At 47.3% G+C, this 15,688-nt stretch carries 15 protein-coding genes; 3 read left to right on the top strand and 12 right to left on the bottom strand.

The window, feature by feature from the left end; translation table 11 throughout:
* Window positions 1-61 precede the first annotated feature (61 nt).
* Together KAI37_RS08735 and KAI37_RS08730 are read right to left on the bottom strand one after the other, a co-directional pair.
* Entirely contained in the window at window positions 62-844 is a 783-nt protein-coding gene (locus KAI37_RS08735) for a pseudouridine synthase (protein ID WP_220031076.1), read from the bottom strand.
* The gene (locus KAI37_RS08730) at window positions 841-2,505 is read right to left on the bottom strand and encodes an RsmB/NOP family class I SAM-dependent RNA methyltransferase (RefSeq protein WP_220031075.1); all 1,665 of its coding nucleotides are present in this window, start codon (window positions 2,503-2,505) and stop codon (window positions 841-843) included. The genes KAI37_RS08735 and KAI37_RS08730 overlap by 4 nt, the downstream gene beginning before the upstream one ends.
* Before the next feature lie 163 nt (window positions 2,506-2,668).
* On the opposite strand from KAI37_RS08730, the gene KAI37_RS08725 reads away from it, so the two are divergent.
* Window positions 2,669-3,196 (top strand): thioredoxin family protein, encoded by a 528-nt coding sequence (locus tag KAI37_RS08725; protein ID WP_013309735.1) that lies wholly within the window; start codon window positions 2,669-2,671, stop codon window positions 3,194-3,196.
* Between the two features lie 84 nt (window positions 3,197-3,280).
* Here the strand turns inward: KAI37_RS08725 and KAI37_RS08720 are convergent, their stop codons facing one another.
* Genes KAI37_RS08720 through KAI37_RS08710 form a run of 3 tightly spaced genes read right to left on the bottom strand, consistent with a single transcriptional unit; the run spans window position 3,281 to window position 5,792 of the window.
* Window positions 3,281-3,850 carry a DUF309 domain-containing protein gene (locus tag KAI37_RS08720; protein WP_220031074.1) on the bottom strand — a complete coding sequence of 190 codons (570 nt, stop codon included), beginning with the start codon at window positions 3,848-3,850 and terminating at the stop codon, window positions 3,281-3,283.
* Window positions 3,851-4,663, bottom strand: coding sequence for a GTP diphosphokinase (gene yjbM / locus KAI37_RS08715; RefSeq protein ID WP_023988035.1), 813 nt, complete (start codon window positions 4,661-4,663; stop codon window positions 3,851-3,853).
* Between the two features lie 34 nt (window positions 4,664-4,697).
* Window positions 4,698-5,792 carry a quinone-dependent dihydroorotate dehydrogenase gene (locus KAI37_RS08710; protein WP_025720086.1) on the bottom strand — a complete coding sequence of 365 codons (1,095 nt, stop codon included), beginning with the start codon at window positions 5,790-5,792 and terminating at the stop codon, window positions 4,698-4,700.
* A gap of 218 nt (window positions 5,793-6,010) precedes the next feature.
* On the opposite strand from KAI37_RS08710, the gene KAI37_RS08705 reads away from it, so the two are divergent.
* The gene (locus KAI37_RS08705; RefSeq protein WP_023988033.1) at window positions 6,011-6,157 is read left to right on the top strand and encodes a hypothetical protein; all 147 of its coding nucleotides are present in this window, start codon (window positions 6,011-6,013) and stop codon (window positions 6,155-6,157) included.
* Window positions 6,158-6,184: 27 nt separating this feature from the next.
* Here the strand turns inward: KAI37_RS08705 and KAI37_RS08700 are convergent, their stop codons facing one another.
* The 3 genes from KAI37_RS08700 to KAI37_RS08690 all read right to left on the bottom strand — a co-directional run bounded on the left by KAI37_RS08700 (window position 6,185) and on the right by KAI37_RS08690 (window position 9,561).
* The gene (locus tag KAI37_RS08700) at window positions 6,185-7,609 is read right to left on the bottom strand and encodes a L,D-transpeptidase (RefSeq protein ID WP_071640268.1); all 1,425 of its coding nucleotides are present in this window, start codon (window positions 7,607-7,609) and stop codon (window positions 6,185-6,187) included.
* Between the two features lie 267 nt (window positions 7,610-7,876).
* Window positions 7,877-8,119 carry a ferredoxin gene (locus KAI37_RS08695; protein ID WP_023988031.1) on the bottom strand — a complete coding sequence of 81 codons (243 nt, stop codon included), beginning with the start codon at window positions 8,117-8,119 and terminating at the stop codon, window positions 7,877-7,879.
* A gap of 161 nt (window positions 8,120-8,280) precedes the next feature.
* Window positions 8,281-9,561: a DNA polymerase IV gene (locus tag KAI37_RS08690; protein WP_071640266.1), complete on the bottom strand. Its 1,281-nt coding sequence runs from the start codon at window positions 9,559-9,561 to the stop codon at window positions 8,281-8,283.
* Window positions 9,562-9,854: 293 nt separating this feature from the next.
* Between KAI37_RS08690 and cimA the strand changes: the two genes are divergently transcribed.
* Complete coding sequence (gene cimA, locus KAI37_RS08685) at window positions 9,855-11,471, top strand: citramalate synthase (protein WP_013309728.1); 1,617 nt, start codon at window positions 9,855-9,857, stop codon at window positions 11,469-11,471.
* A gap of 38 nt (window positions 11,472-11,509) precedes the next feature.
* Here cimA and KAI37_RS08680 read toward each other — a convergent pair whose 3' ends face one another.
* From KAI37_RS08680 to KAI37_RS08665, 4 genes are all read right to left on the bottom strand, one after another.
* On the bottom strand, window positions 11,510-12,154 hold the full coding sequence (locus tag KAI37_RS08680; RefSeq protein WP_071640264.1) for a TlpA family protein disulfide reductase: 645 nt from the start codon (window positions 12,152-12,154) through the stop codon (window positions 11,510-11,512).
* A 170-nt stretch (window positions 12,155-12,324) separates the two neighbouring features.
* Window positions 12,325-13,062 (bottom strand): exonuclease domain-containing protein, encoded by a 738-nt coding sequence (locus tag KAI37_RS08675; protein ID WP_071640262.1) that lies wholly within the window; start codon window positions 13,060-13,062, stop codon window positions 12,325-12,327.
* Complete coding sequence (locus KAI37_RS08670; protein WP_071640260.1) at window positions 13,059-14,141, bottom strand: DUF294 nucleotidyltransferase-like domain-containing protein; 1,083 nt, start codon at window positions 14,139-14,141, stop codon at window positions 13,059-13,061. The genes KAI37_RS08675 and KAI37_RS08670 overlap by 4 nt, the downstream gene beginning before the upstream one ends.
* Window positions 14,142-14,189: 48 nt before the next feature.
* Window positions 14,190-15,593 (bottom strand): ammonium transporter, encoded by a 1,404-nt coding sequence (locus KAI37_RS08665; protein WP_013309724.1) that lies wholly within the window; start codon window positions 15,591-15,593, stop codon window positions 14,190-14,192.
* Window positions 15,594-15,688: the final 95 nt, after the last annotated feature.

Here is a 15,688-nt window from a genome sequence, read left to right as displayed (position 1 = left end):
CATAAAATGACGCACAGGAATCTCATAAGAGCCTGTGCGTCATTTATATTTAATCTGACTATCAAACTTCTGACGTCGCAGATGCTATATCCCGGCCGATCCATGCCAGTTCTTCACTAGTCAGCTCTCGATAGCTGCCCATTGGAAGCTGTTCATCCAGCTTCAATGGCCCCATGGCCGTTCTTTTCAAATAGGTCACCTTTTTACCAACCGCCTCGAACATACGCTTTACTTGATGAAACTTACCCTCATGGATTACAAGCGAAATATAGGAAATAACTTCTCCATCTGCCTGGTACGGATGTTCGTGACGAAGAATGGTCAACTGCGAGGGAAGGGTAACATACCCATCATCCAGTTCCACTCCTGCTGTAAATTGATGAATATCCTCCTCCGTGACATGACCAGACACGGTAGCCTCATACGTTTTAGGGACATGCCGCCGTGGAGAAAGTAGTTCGTGCGCTAGCTTACCATCGTTGGTCAACAACAATAGTCCTTCTGTATCTTTATCTAAGCGTCCTACTGGAAAGGGCTCAAAATGTCGTTCTTCCGCACTCAGCAAATCCAGCACCGTCCGCTCCCTTGTATCTTCAGTTGCAGATATGACGCCCGGTGGCTTGTGCAGCATGATGTAAATATACTCCCGAAAAACAACACGTTCCCCGTTCACTTCAATCTGATCCTGATAGGGATGAACCTGTAAGCCGCTATCCTTAGTGGTTCTCCCGTTTACCGTGATCATCCCTTGCTTCACCAGTCTCTTGATATCACTACGGGAGCCATATCCCATATGGGTTAAAACTTTGTCCAAACGTTGCGTTTGTCTCCCTTTTCCACTCATACCGATGTCCACCTCCAGCCTGTAGGGTATTCATTTTTGAGCATGCCGTCCTGCCATTTGCCCCACCCAGCCGAATAACCATCAATGCACACGAGAGTATAGCCTTTGGGCTGGACTTCGTTCCGCAGTGCCATTCTCTCAACGGGGATGGACAAGGTCTCACCTTTTAAATACCGGATGGCCTCAGCATCTGAACTGGAGAGATTGATGCTTCTAACCGCATCTGAAGGGCGTAATGCCACCGCCAGCGGGTGTGAAGGCACAAAGCGACCATTCTTGTCGGTACCCATAAACCAGCCTGGTCGCACCACCTTAAGGCCATCCAAACGATGTGATGCCAGTGGCGACTGATAAATGCGATCTCCGTAAACCACCGTATAGCCTGTTAAGCACACCTCCAGCTGCTCCTTCACAAATTGGTGATAGGACTCCAGCACATCCTGTGGAGAGCGTGCAGCGGATTTTACATTCTCTTTGCCAGAACGAGACTTATTGCCACCCAAGCCGCGCGCGGACTTTCCTTTACCGGACTTCCCGTTCATTCCTTTACCACTTCGTTTAGGCTCACCAGTCACATGTCTTCCTTGACCGCTTGGCGTCAGCGCTTCCTTGACGGACAAAAGCTGCTTCTTCCGTGGATACGCTGCATCTATGTTCAACGCCCTGTCATCCTTGTCCTCAAATGGAGTCAAATCCTCTGATTCAGTGTGATCTTCTGTCCCAGTGACACGACCACCCTGGTGTTGCAACACAGCGATAAAATGGCCTTCTCCCTCTACGAGATGCGGCCAAAGGCGTGCTGTTCCCCGCAGTTCGGGGTGTGCTGCCGCGACATCTTCACTCATCCATTCCGGGTGGCCTGGTGCAAAGCCTGCTTCCGATGGAACAGGGACTACGTCAAAATCGGGATGAGCCTCCAGAAATTCTGCGATCATTCCTTCATTTTCTTCTGGCGCAAAGGTGCAGGTCGAATAGACAATTCTCCCTCCTGCGCTCAGCATTGAGGCCGCTACACGCAAAATGTCCCGTTGCATGACTACACATTTATCCACCGAATGCGTTTCCCATTGTTTTGCCATATCCTCATCCTTGCGGAACATACCTTCTCCCGAGCAAGGTGCGTCAATTAGTATCTTGTCAAAAAAATGTGGAAAGGCAGCGGCGATTCGATCCGGGCTTTCATTCAGTACCACGGCATTACGCACACCGTACAATTCCACATTTTTAGCCAACGCTTTGGTTCGGTCCGTGCTAATATCATTTGTCACCAATACGCCGCTTCCTTGTAGTTTGGCAGCTATTTGGGTCGATTTGCCGCCCGGTGCAGCACACAAGTCCAATACAGCTTCGTCCTGAGCTACATTGAGCAGCTCAACTGGAGACATTGCACTCGGTTCCTGTACATAGTACAGCCCCGCATGGTAGTAAGGATGTAATCCCGGCTTTGTACCGTGCGGAATGTAAAAACCCGTGGCACACCACGGAATAGGCCGCAGTTCGAAAGGAGAACGTTCCTTAAAGTCCTCCATCGGAATTTTTAACGTATTGACGCGAATCCCGGCATGGGGCATGTGGTCATAGGCGGTCATAAATGCTTCAAATTCGTCGCCGAGCAATTGCTCCATGCGCTTTACAAATGCTGTGGGGAGCTGTACACCCATAATCGTAATCATCCTGTCCTTTTAAAATAAATTTTATTGTACCATATTCAACCTGTTATCCTGCAATATCGGTGTGATTTACAAACTTTCACTACAAGCTGTAATGTTGTATAATAATGAGATTCATAGCTACATATTTTGAATTTTGATAGGAGAGATTGCATTGAACGCACAAAAATCCAACAAAAAAAAGCTTATACCTGTCATCGGCTTTTTTGTTGTGCTGGTCATTTTGCTTGGAGTGCTGCTCGCTTTAAATTCAGGCACTAAAAACAAGCTGTATGGCGTTTCCACAGCCTCGTTAAATCCTGCTACTCAAGAGTTGCTGAATGACCCGAACTATCAACAAATTATTAAGCCGGAAGATCTACAGAGCAAAATTGACAAAAAGGAAAACTTTTTCGTCTATCATTTCGCGTCCGACTGTGTGCATTGCCGCGCCACTACTCCCAAGCTCTTACCTTTGAGCAAGCAGGAGAACATCACGATGCACGAATTTAACCTGCGTGAGTATGAGGATGGCTGGGACAAGTATAAGATTGAGTATACCCCTACGCTCATTTATTACGAAAAAGGCGTGGAAAAGGAACGTATGGTAGGCGGGTTGAAGGAAAGTCCTTCGGACAATGGGTACACACTCGACGATTTCAAAGCCTTCTTTGAGAAATATAAAAAGAACGTAACCTCCTAGTCAAACGTTCACACACCTGAAACGATAAAGCAGCCCGATCCCCATGAAACGGATCGGGCTGCTTGCTTATCATGTGCTTTAAACTCAAGGCGCATCCTTCGTTTCCACCGAGACAGAGCCTGATCCGCCAGCGGCCTGTCTTCGCCTAATTGAAGCTTCCAGCGCCTGCTGACGCTGCTCATGCTTTTCCCCACGCCGAGGACCTCTCTGCTGCGGGATGTTGACTGGAATGGACGACGATGCCTTCTCCACGGCCCGGCGCAACCCGGGCTCGACGATTTCAATCGTCAAATCCCGATAAACCGGCGGTTGGTGCTGAAGCACTTCCGTGCAGGTCATAACAGCTTCAGCAAGCTGACGGGCGCAAACGCGCGCCTCGTCCACCAGTTTCGCCATATTAATGCCCAGCGTCTGCGAAGGAGCATGTTCCAGCCGGTGGACCGCACTATCCAGCATCATATGTCCACCACGATAGTTACCATTTCGAAAATGATACAGTCCTACAGCAACTTGCAGCAAACCTTTATATACAGGGTCACGGTCCAGCTTAAGCCACAGCTCTTCCAGTACCTCATGACATTCAAAGTAATCCCGATCCCGATTGAAGTATACCAAATAAGTCACGTACAGCGGTTCGTAGGAAAGGTTTGCCATTTAATATTCATCCCTGTCTTCTTCCTTGGTAGAGGCTTCTAGCATCTCTTTAACCTCATCGTGAAGCAGCTTGATTCCTTCCATGTCATGCCGTTCCCACAGTTCATTAAATCTGCGCTGCGCATCAATCGTTTCACTGATCTTATGGTAGAAATACAGCCGATGCATACCTGTTAGCACTTTGGATACGATATTGGCTTCATCCTCGAACTTTTTCTGCGCTTCCAATATTTCAAGACGCATGGAAGACATCTCATTATCCAATACAAAAGCTGCCTCAGCTGCCTTTTTCAACCGTGTGCGCATATTATCAGGCAAGCTTTCACGATACTTATAGCTAAGAGAATGCTCTATGGTTGCCCAAAAATTCATAGCCAAAGTACGGATTTGAATCTCTGCCAGCACGATTTTCAGCCCCACTGCTGTTTGAACCGGATACTCCACAATCATATGAAAGCTGCGATAGCCGCTGTCTTTATAATTGGTGATATAGTCCTTTTCATACAGTACGGTCAAATCCTTACGTCTTCTGATATATTCGGCCACCCGCCGAATATCCTCTACAAATTGACACATAATGCGAATGCCTGCAATATCCTCGATTCCCGTCTCCAGCTGATCAGAAGGAACCTGTAATCTCTTCGCCTTATCGAGGATGCTTGATATTTTTTTAACCCGTCCGGTTACGAATTCGATAGGAGCGTATTCCTCGCGCTTTTTCAGCTCCGCACGCATTGTTTTGAACTTGACCTTAAGCTCTTCCACCGCCTGATCGTATGGCAGTAAAAATGTTCCCCAGTCTCTTCCGTCCATCCCCGTACCTCCTGTCTCTTCCGACAACACTTTTTTATCTGTGATCTGCACCAACAGCCTCGTTAATGTGTCTAAAGCCGTCCTTTCGAAGCAGCTCACGCAGGCCAGCATGTATAGCCCTATTCACTTCCGGCCCTTCGTAGATCAATGCTGTATAAATTTCAATCAGGCTTGCGCCTGCTTTAATTTTGTCATAGGCATCACGACTCGTGAAGATGCCGCCTGATCCGATAATAGGCAGCTTACCTTCCGTCTGGCGGTACACCCGTCCGATGACCTCTGTGGAACGGTCACGCAGCGGCTTACCACTCAGCCCTCCTGTTTCACTCGCATTTCGGTGCGTCAGACCAGCTCTGGATATTGTTGTATTGGTCGCAATAATGCCGTCTACTCCACTGGCAGCAATCGCATCTGTCATATATTCCAATTCCTCATCCGATACATCCGGCGCAATTTTAACCAGTACAGACTTGGCATTGCCATACTTTTTCGCCTGGACTCCCATCTCTGCCCGAACCGCTTCCAATAACGACTTCAGTTCATGACCATGCTGGAGCTTTCGTAAATCCGGCGTATTCGGCGAGCTAATATTCACTACAAAGAAGTCCGCATACGGATACAGTGCGGAAATACACTTTTCATAGTCCTTATGAGCATCCTCATTGGGCGTGATTTTATTTTTACCGATATTAACTGCGACCGGAACAGGTCGATGTTTGAGTGCAGCCAGACGTTTGGCCATGCTCTCAGCACCCAGATTGTTAAAGCCCATCCGATTGACTAACGCCTCATCGGGAGGCAGCCGGAACAAACGGGGCCGATCATTGCCGGGCTGTCCCACAGGTGTCACCGTACCCACTTCCATAAATCCAAACCCGATAGAAGAAAAACCAGTAACCGCTTCTGCATTTTTATCCAGTCCTGCAGCCAGTCCAATCGGGTTGGGAAAATGAATGCCAAACAGATCAACGGCAAGATCCTCCGTTTCCTTGACTCCGTACATCCCTCGCAGTGTCGCTGCTCCACCAGGAAGTGAGCCCGCATGTTTTAAGCCGTCAATGACTACATGATGGGCCGTCTCTGGACTCATTTTAAAAAAAACAGGTTTCGCAATCCTTCGATACAACACGATTCATCCACTCCGTTCTATGCCCTTGCACAATCCTAAAAAAACATCTCTACAAAATAGTTTAGCTTTTTCCATACCAAAAAGAAAGTAATTTGCGAGGTGCAGTATCAGAACAATTCAGTTGTCATGGAGATGTCATTGAAAATGTATAATCAAACCATTTACAATGGACATAGTAAGACAAGACCTTAGCCCGTTAGAAAAGAGGGATTGCTGATATGAAGACCAAGCGCAAGCCGCCCAGTCTGCAAAAGAAAAAGGATGAGGTGAACAAGAAAGCGATTGTATGGACCGCCGTCAGCTTTGTTCTCCTCATCATTGTGATTATTCTGGTCATTGTTTTAGCACAAGCAGGAAATCGTTAAACACCAAGTAGCAATAGCATCAAAACGTTAATTTAGCCAGTGATAGGTTTTGCGGGGATTTGTCTGGTCATGCTGCGGCTCACTCGTAAATCGAGAACCAGGCACAAGCACTTGATCAGGCAATCCCCCGTTACCAATGACCACCTCCGTACCCGAAGGTACGAGTGCAAACAATTCCTCCACATCCTCTTTCCCCATTCGGACGCAACCCAACGACTCATTTTTGCCAATGCTGTCCGGCTCGTTCGTGCCATGAATGGCATAATTCGTTGCAGACAGTTGCATTCCACGACTACCAAACTCACCGTTGGATTTGCCGTTCGGATTTACTACTTTATCGGTAATCACAAATTTCCCTTCTGGTGTTCTTTCTCCACCCAAACCGATAGGATAATTTCGAATAAGTACATTGCCACTTACCAGAGCGAGCCTGTGCTTGGATTTGTCCACCACAATTCGCAGCGGTTGCCCTAGAAAAGGTCGTCCGTGCAATGACGATGCCAGTAATGGACTTCTTTCGGCCGACGAGTCAGCGTCTAAATCTACTGCCTTCCCTGTTCCCTGTCCAGGTGAAGCAAGTAAATTACGCATAGGTGTAAAAGCCTTCTTCATCCCGTCTGTCGTACCGTACATCGTGTTAGCGGGAAAGTCTCGAGTTAGTTCATCAAGACTCTGGGGAAGACGTTGATGCTGTGAGCGAAAAGCACGCATGGAGCTATTCAACACAGCTAATTCCTCCTGTCCAGCAGCCCATTTCAGACCTGCTTTGCGAAGATTTTCACTGTCTGACGGCTTGCAAGCACACGCAGCGGCGTCGTAAGACTGAACAGCTAATCCGCCGTTTCCTTTGTTCTGTACACTAAGTAATGGCTTCATACCCTCTCTCCAGAGCAGCCACGAGCCCCCTTGCTCCATGCCCAACACCGTAGTCTTGGACGGCAAGCGGCTAGTCTTAGCCAACATATCAGTAAGCCCCGTTCCAGCTCCACTCCCTTTTCGAGCTTGAGCCGTAAACACACCACCAACCACACCGATCTGGGCCATCCCCTTCGGATCAGCAGTGGCCACTTTCGTAACTTCAATATTATCAATTGCTGCCTGCTCAGTTCCGGATGGAACAGATGTATTTTCATTTGAAGGTCTCGGTGAATTGGCTGAAGGAACCCATATGAGCAGTAGTACCATTAACGCAGTTAACAGGTGGCGTGTTCGAGCCGTCCTTCGCTCCTTCTCCTTGGACATCTGAACCAGTTTATCCTGATATTCCATCCATACGTCTGCCGGAATCTGTTTATGCTCGAAGGCTTCGAACACTTCTCCTGCGCGATTGAAGCAATAATTTGCCTTCCCCTCCTGACCGCTGCTCTCATACTCTTTGCCGAGTAAATACCAGGCCATTTTATTATCAGGGTGTTTTTTTACATACGATTTAAGATGAGGCGAATGGTTCATCGGATCCTCCTGATCGTGTAATCTTGCATACTTCCTATTATGTATATCGGTAAAAATAGACTCGATGAACAGCGCATAAAAAAACGTCTATCGATGAACTTTCACGGAAGCCAGACCCGCGTTTGGCAGAAGTTTTTCTTGTGATTATAGAATGGCTCAGCTCCGCTGAACCATTTATAATCTAAAAAAAACAGCACCAACAGCTTACTTTCACCGTTATACGGCGAAGGGAGCTGTCGGTGCTGTGCCTATCAAAGAAGACTACGCTTAACCTTCTTTATTGAACGGCTCGTCTGCTACTTTAATGGAATCTGTAGGGCAACCGTCACAAGCATCCTGCATATCATCAAACAAATCATCCGAGATTGCCTTGATGCCTTGGTTTGCATCCCCTTCAAAGATCACTTCAGCCAAACCTTCATCATCATAATCATAAATGTCAGGTGCTGTAGCGCCACAGGCTCCGCAAGCAATGCATGTATCTTTTTCTACCCAAGTGTATTTAGCCATAACTTTTCTCTTCCTCCTATACAATCAAACAAACCAGCTTTTACATTCTATTCACATATTAATACAAACCCAATATTATTACAAATTATTTTCCTTTATCCTTCGTGTAAAAAATGCTTATAACGTAAGCTTCTGATGCTTGCAATAATCTATCCAATAGCTCACTCCGGAGTTGGTAGATTGTCTTTTTGCAGCGAAGTTCCGCGCAGCTTGGAGTTGCGAAGAAGTACCGAAGGATCATCTCCCAGCATCCCAGCGGTCAAAATTGCATTTTCACCAAACTTGTCGCGCAGCGCATCCATCGTCTTCAATAAACTTTCTTTCTTAGGCTGATCCTGGTATTCAAATAAATCCATTTGAACGGCCGCTTCCTCCTTTGGAATGAGCTGCTGTAACGTAATCCCCAGTAAGCGCACAGGCTTATCTTCTCCCCAATGGCGACGATACAACGCACAAGCTTCCTTATATATGTCCTCTGCGCTTTCCGTAGGAGTGCTCCTGACTTGAGAACGCGTAAAGGTCTTCATATCCGGCGTCCGAATCGTCAATTGTATACCTCCTGCCAGCATACCGTGTCGTCGAAGCCGCCGGGCTACCTGATCACTAATGTTAAGAAGTACCCGTTGGGCTTCTTCCAGCTTTACCACATCCATAGGCAGGGTAGTCGTGTGACCAATGGACTTGTTTGGCTCCCGTTCAGCGCTGACTGGTGAATGGTTAATTCCGTTAGCGGCCAATTTTAACCACGAACCCGTCACACCAAATACGCCAACCAGCATATGCTCATCGGCCTTAGCCAGTTGCCCAATGGTACGAATATTCATTTGTAGAAGCTTATCTGCCGTTTTGCGGCCCACACCAAACAATTGACCACAAGGAAGATTCCACAAAATATTGGGTACATCACGCAAACGTAGAATAGATATCCCGCGTGGTTTTTTCAGATCAGAAGCCATTTTGGCCAGCAACTTGTTAGGAGCAACTCCAATTGAACAGGGCAGGCCCAGCTCGTCTTCTACTCTGCGCTGGATTTCCTCAGCAATTTCCATAGGTGTTCCAAACTGTTTGGAGCCAGAAATATCCAGATAGCACTCATCAATTGAAGTCGCTTCAAGCATAGGCGTATACGAATATGCAATGCTCATAAATGCTTTGGAATACCGACGATACAAGTGAAAATCAGGCTGTATTACAATGAGCTGTGGACAGATCCGGCGAGCCTGCTGAACGACCATCCCTGTTGAAATGCCCAATCGTCGGGCTTCATAAGAGCAGGTTACAATTACACCTTTGCGCAGCTCACTACTGCCTGCCACCGCGGTAGGCAGTCCCTTATATTTCTCCGGCTCCTCCGCTGCATGAACGGAACAATAAAATGCATTCATATCCACATGCAGAATAACTCGCCCACCAGCCGGATAATAAGCACTGACATCTTTCATGCTCAACCCTTCTTTTTAACTGTAAATTCACCCGTCACCGCGGGAATATGTGTTTTGATTTTATACTTGAGACACCCTTAAATGCTATTTCTATTTTACATAAAAAATAAAGGTTTTGCGGCTAAAAATGATAATTATATATTACAATTGAAGTCATAAGTTGATATAATCGACTAACATACGAACACGACAAACTAACGCTTTCCTGTTTTTAAGCGTTAAACAACTAAATTAATATGCTTAAAAAAGCAGAGCATCACCAATCTGAGCAATCCGCAAAGGAGGAGTCCCTCATGTCCACCGCTATTTCTATCTTTGACACAACGCTGCGAGACGGCACTCAAGGAGAAGGAATTAGCTTGTCTGCTGATGACAAATTGAAAATCGCCAAAAAACTCGATGATCTCGGTGTTCATTATATTGAAGGCGGGATTCCCGGAAGCAACAGCAAGGATATCGAATTTTTCAAACGGGTACAAGAGCTGGGCCTTCAGGCAAAGATTGTCGCCTTCGGTAGCACGCGCCGCAAAGATAGCATCGCAGCACAGGATGTCAATCTGCAACGAATTCTGGAATCCGGCGCTCAGGCTGCTACACTTGTGGGTAAATCATGGGATTTTCATGTGCACACCGCCTTACAGACGACACTGGAGGAAAATCTGTCTATGATTTACGACTCCATTGCCTTTTTAAAGCAAGGGGGCATGGAGGTTATTTTTGATGCCGAACATTTTTTCGACGGATATAAAAACAATCCCGAGTATGCAATGGCCGTTATGAAAAAAGCTGAAGAAGCAGGCGCTGATTGGCTCGTGATGTGCGATACAAACGGCGGTACCCTACCGCATGAGATTCAGGAAATTGTCACTATGCTGCAAAGCCAGATAACGAGGTCACAGTTGGGTATTCATACACACAATGACTGCGAATTGGCAGTAGCGAACTCTCTAAGTGCTGTACAAGCAGGCGCAAGGCAGGTTCAGGGTACCATCAACGGCTACGGTGAACGGTGTGGTAACGCAAACCTGTGCTCCGTCATTCCTAATTTGCAGCTCAAACTGGGCTACGACTGTCTAGATATTGAAAAGTTAAATCAACTCCACAATACAGCCCGCTTTGTCAGCGAAGTCGCCAACGTCAATATGCCTGTGAACCAGCCTTATGTTGGCAATGCAGCTTTTGCCCATAAGGGCGGCATCCACGTGTCAGCCATTCTGCGCGACTCGCGAACTTATGAGCACATCGCTCCTGAACTCGTGGGAAACAAACAGCGGGTTTTGGTCTCCGAACTGGCCGGGCAAAGCAACGTGGTATCCAAAGCGCAAGAGCTGGGCATCACCCTTGACCCATCCAGTGATGAGGCACGTGGCGTAATTAGCCGCATCAAGGAACTGGAGCATCAGGGATACCAGTTTGAAGGCGCGGATGCTTCGCTGGAACTGCTCATTCGTGAAGCAGGCGGTGAAGTGAAGGAAATGTTCTCTTTTGAGTCCTTCAAAGTGCTGGTAGAGAAAACAGCCGGCCGCCCGGTCGTATCCGAGGCATTCTTGAAACTGAATGTCGCAGGGACGAGTGTCTATACCGCAGCTGAAGGCAACGGTCCTGTCAACGCGCTCGATAACGCACTCCGCAAGGCTCTTTCTCAATATTTCCCTGCCTTGCGGGACATGCATTTGGCCGACTACAAGGTACGTGTGCTTGACGAAAAGGATGCCACCGCCGCCAAGGTACGTGTGCTCATTGAGTCTAAAAATTACGAGGACGTCTGGAGTAACGTAGGTGTATCCGAAAATGTAATTGAAGCCAGCTGGGAAGCTCTCTTGGACAGTTTCCGTTACGCATTGTTGGAAGCACCAACTCCAAAAAACGATCAGGCAGAGCTTACTCATCATGGATTAGTTAATCACTAATCAGGTGCTCGCATGAGCTATAAGGTGCCTTTGGCTGTCTACTCGGCTCCCAAAGACACCTTCTTTTTTTGAAGAGTTTCTATTTTGCGTTCCAACTCCTGCTCATCGAGCATGCCAATTATGATTTCGCGGACCTGTCCATGATGATCAACCAGTACATGGGTCGGAAAAGCCACCCCTCCAAATCGTTCAAACAATGCTCCTTGCTCATCAAGTAAAACGGGAAATTGGAGATCCAAAGAGCGGGAAAACTTCTGTACATCCTCCAATCGATCATAGCGAGTTACATTGATACCATAAACATCCACATCATCTTTGTACTTACTATACAACTCATTCAGCATAGGCGCTTCTAATCGGCACGGGTCGCACCACGAAGCCCAAAAGCTAATAACCAAAGCTTTATTGCGCGTGGCCCCTACATCGTAGGACTTGCCATTTAACCCCTTTAAAATCATAGAAGGAAGCCGTTGCCCAGGCTTTATCTTTTTCATTACCTCTACCGCATGTGTTTTAGCTTCTACCTCTTTCTCAGCTTCAAGTCTTTCTCTACCATATTCCTCTTTTAATGGTACATTTTTTAAGGACAGGCTTACTGCATAAGTTGTGTTTGCAATAACTCCACATGAAGCCCCAATCACAACCAGCATAACCATCGCTCTGATGAAAAGAAATCTTTTCACGTCTTATCACCTGTCTTTCATCTAAATGACCCTTACCTTCTCCATAGGATGCCCATACTGTTCCCACCTCTAACCTTCTAAATCTGAACTGGACGCAAAAAAACAGCAAACCCACGAAATCGCGAACTTGCTGTTTTTATGTGTATATGAATGCTATGCCTTGTACTGAATCAGGCATGACTTAGATGCGCGTAGACATCTGCCAAATTGGTCACGTTACGCTTCAGCATTTCCTGAACATACGCAACCCACAGCTTAGCCGTCATTTTCGCATCCTCTAACGCATGGTGCCGTCCTTCAATCGGAATGGATTGGTAGGCCAACAATTCATCCAAACTGTAGGTTTGATGTTGCTGTGGCTCGAGCCATTTGGCAAGCATCATCGTATCCAGAACACGATGAGTCAATTGGACTTTAGATGTTTTCCATAATGCAGCATTCAAAAAGGCCTTATCATGAGCGCTAGCATGTGCTACAAGTACTCGACCACCTACAAAGGACATAAAGTCGTGCAGTCCATTCATAAGTGGTGGAGCTTGATCCGTCATTTCCCGGGTAATCCCAGTTAGCTCGGTAATGTGCTCAGGAATCACAGTCCGTGGATTAACAAGCGTATAAAACTGCTCTTTTTCCATAATCCTGTCCCCGACAACCCGAATCGCCCCGAACGATAAAATCTCATCACCATGCTGTGCTGAAAATCCCGTTGTCTCCAGATCAAAAACTACCGTCTCCAAACGATCCAGCGGGGTCCGCAATACTTCAGAGCGCCGTTGCTCCCGGGTTAAGGAGCGAATAAACGCCATCTGCTGAGCCGTAGGAGCCCCCATTACAGACGCGATCGCAGACGGCACTCCTCCTCTGCGGAGAGCGCTCCAGAAGCCACTTCCCTGCGCTGGTTCCTTCATGACCTTCTCCCTTCCATAAATCGCAACTGCCTTTGCAACGCACGATGCAGCCGTCGTACCGTCGAAAGCGCCTCACGCAACTCATGCCAGCCTTTACCTTGTTTCAGCGGCTTTACAGCCAGGTAGCCATTGCTGACCAGCAACCCATCATTCTCCTTCACTGGCGTAGCCATTCGTAGCTGAAGCGCAATCCGAAAGGCTCGCTCGCAAGCATCGAGTAAAGGCAACGGTGCCGCTTCCAGCGATGCGAGACGACTGAGCCTTTTGAAGGTAGAGGTTTCCTCCACACCATGTTGCAATGCCAAAAAACGGACTGCGTTCACCAGCGGAATGTACAACCCGTATTTCACATCAAAATCGCCCGCATGCTCACCGAAGCGCTCAGTAACGATCTGACCTAAAATATTAAGTGTCGCTTTATGCCTCACTGTGTTCCTAAGTACCGCCGAGGGTAAATCAGGATGTTTTCGGAACAACTCATAAAAACTTCGTTTCCAGTTTGCAGATAATCGCTCATCTCCAGCGATATGCCTCATATCAGACGAGATAATCAGATAACGGATCGGCTCCCAAGCAAAATCATCCGACCATTTCGTTAGCTGTTTTTGCCATTCAGACAATGTTTGACGCCACAAGGGCTCCGAGCACATTACTTTCCCTTCACATTTGGGATATCCCAAATACTCTAACATCGCAGACACTCTGCGACCAAACTCTCTAAAATACAATTCTTTGTCAGCAGATATTGTGTCACTGATAATCATACCGTTATCCTGGTCACTCCACAGCGTCGATTCCGAGCGCCCCATGCTTCCGAAGGCTATAAATGCGTAAGGGACGGGAGGAGGGCCGAAGCCATCCTCAACCATCCCTTTTTCGCACATTTGTACAGCTCTGGCCGCGATGCGGTCATGCATTTCATTCGCCGTTCGTAACCAGTCTGATAACGGAGCGGAGGCTTGGGAAGCCAGCAGCCATTTTTGAGAGTCGACCCTGGCCTGCCTTAGCGATTCAGGTGTATCTGCATGATCAATCGCTTCGGCGGAACTCACCCAAGGGGCCATATTTTGCAGTTCCATACTTCCATCTCCTCCGCTCATCCATACTGGTTCTTTATATTTTACATATTAGTTCACAATTCCAGAACGCTTTTCAGCCTCGGCAACCAACTTCATTTGCTCAGGATAGCCGTACGTACCGTGTTCACTGATATCCAGTCCCATCGTTTCTTCCTCTTCCGTAACGCGAATACCCATAATCGCTTTCATCGCACCCAGAATAATGAAGGAAATGACGAACACGAAAGCCAAGGTGCCTATCAGTCCAAGCAGCTGTACCCCTAATTGTGTAAATCCACCACCATAGAACAGACCCGCTTGACCTACACCTGTTATTTTTACAAGCTCAGGAGTAGCGAACAACCCTGTAGACACTGCGCCCCACATCCCTGCAACACCATGCACGGAGAAAGCATATACCGGGTCATCTACTCTTGCACGCTCGAACCATTGCGCTGTGAAGAAAGTGACGATCCCTGCAACTGCACCAATGACCAGTGCCGCCCAAGGTGCTACAAAGGCACAAGAACCAGTAATGGCAACCAAAGCCGCCAGCACACCGTTTAGCATAGCAGGAATATCTGCCTTTCCGTATACCATCCAGGATACGAGCAAAGCGAAAACCCCACCTGCCGCAGCAGCAATATTGGTAGTCAAGGCCACATATCCAAAGAATCCGTCATTCATAGCCGATACAGCACTACCTGGGTTAAATCCAAACCAACCAAACCAGAGAATAATAACACCCAAGATAGAGTACACCTGATTATGACCAGGGATAATGTTCGGCTTGCCATCTTTATTGAACTTGCCTAGACGCGGTTTGAGCAGCAGTGTAGCGACGAGTGCCGCCGTAGCGCCTGTCAAATGGACTACCGTCGAACCAGCATAATCCTGCATTCCCAACTTACCAAGCCATCCGCCGCCCCACACCCAGTGAGCTACAACCGGATAGATTACGATGGAGAATAAAATACCGAAGATAATGTATACACTTAATTTTGCACGCTCTGCCATCCCCCCGCATGCGATAGAAAGTGATACCGCAGCGAAAGCAAAGTGGAACAAAAACATAATTGTAATCGGAACATCTAAACCTGAAAGAGCATCAAACGATACTGCAGCATCTGTACCACTCATGAAGAAACCCGTCAGTCCCATAAATCCGTTGCCGCCATCATTACCAAAGCCGAATCCAAATCCAAGTGCCCAGAAGGATAAAGCCGCAACACCCGTGGTGAGAATCGTTTTACCAGCGACATGGCCCGCATTCTTCATTCGTGTCGAGCCTGCCTCCAGCAATGCAAATCCCGCTTGCATAAAAAATACAAGTATAAATGCCAAGAACGTAAAGGCCGTGTTTAGCCCAGCTTGAAGTTGAATATTTGTCGGACCGTCAGCAGCAAACGCACCTACCGGAAAAGCTAATACTGTCAGCATGGCCAATAATACAACTAACCACTTTTTTCTCATGAAGCCCACTCCCTCGAATGTTAAGTTTCTTTACATTTCGTGAAATTCTTATTGTCATTATAATCAGAATACATGAAAGTTGACAAGATTTTTTT

Source organism: Paenibacillus sp. S25 (assembly GCF_019454085.1).
In the GTDB taxonomy this organism is placed as follows: Bacteria; Bacillota; Bacilli; order Paenibacillales; family Paenibacillaceae; genus Paenibacillus; species Paenibacillus polymyxa_B.
The sequence above is the reverse complement of the archived record's forward strand: the minus strand, read 5'-3'. Positions and strand labels throughout refer to the sequence as shown.

Excerpts from the sequence above, each read along its gene's own strand:
- KAI37_RS08730 (WP_220031075.1), bottom strand. The coding sequence starts at position 2,505 with ATGGGTGTACAGCTCCCCACAGCATTTGTAAAGCGCATGGAGCAATTG.
- KAI37_RS08695 (WP_023988031.1), bottom strand. The coding sequence starts at position 8,119 with ATGGCTAAATACACTTGGGTAGAAAAAGATACATGCATTGCTTGCGGA.
- KAI37_RS08665 (WP_013309724.1), bottom strand. The coding sequence starts at position 15,593 with ATGAGAAAAAAGTGGTTAGTTGTATTATTGGCCATGCTGACAGTATTA.
- cimA (WP_013309728.1), top strand. The coding sequence starts at position 9,855 with ATGTCCACCGCTATTTCTATCTTTGACACAACGCTGCGAGACGGCACT.
- KAI37_RS08670 (WP_071640260.1), bottom strand. The coding sequence starts at position 14,141 with ATGGAACTGCAAAATATGGCCCCTTGGGTGAGTTCCGCCGAAGCGATT.
- yjbM (WP_023988035.1), bottom strand. The coding sequence starts at position 4,663 with ATGGACGGAAGAGACTGGGGAACATTTTTACTGCCATACGATCAGGCG.
- KAI37_RS08705 (WP_023988033.1), top strand. The coding sequence starts at position 6,011 with ATGAAGACCAAGCGCAAGCCGCCCAGTCTGCAAAAGAAAAAGGATGAG.
- KAI37_RS08675 (WP_071640262.1), bottom strand. The coding sequence starts at position 13,062 with ATGAAGGAACCAGCGCAGGGAAGTGGCTTCTGGAGCGCTCTCCGCAGA.
- KAI37_RS08690 (WP_071640266.1), bottom strand. The coding sequence starts at position 9,561 with ATGAAAGATGTCAGTGCTTATTATCCGGCTGGTGGGCGAGTTATTCTG.
- KAI37_RS08700 (WP_071640268.1), bottom strand. The coding sequence starts at position 7,609 with ATGAACCATTCGCCTCATCTTAAATCGTATGTAAAAAAACACCCTGAT.
- KAI37_RS08735 (WP_220031076.1), bottom strand. The coding sequence starts at position 844 with ATGAGTGGAAAAGGGAGACAAACGCAACGTTTGGACAAAGTTTTAACC.
- KAI37_RS08720 (WP_220031074.1), bottom strand. The coding sequence starts at position 3,850 with ATGGCAAACCTTTCCTACGAACCGCTGTACGTGACTTATTTGGTATAC.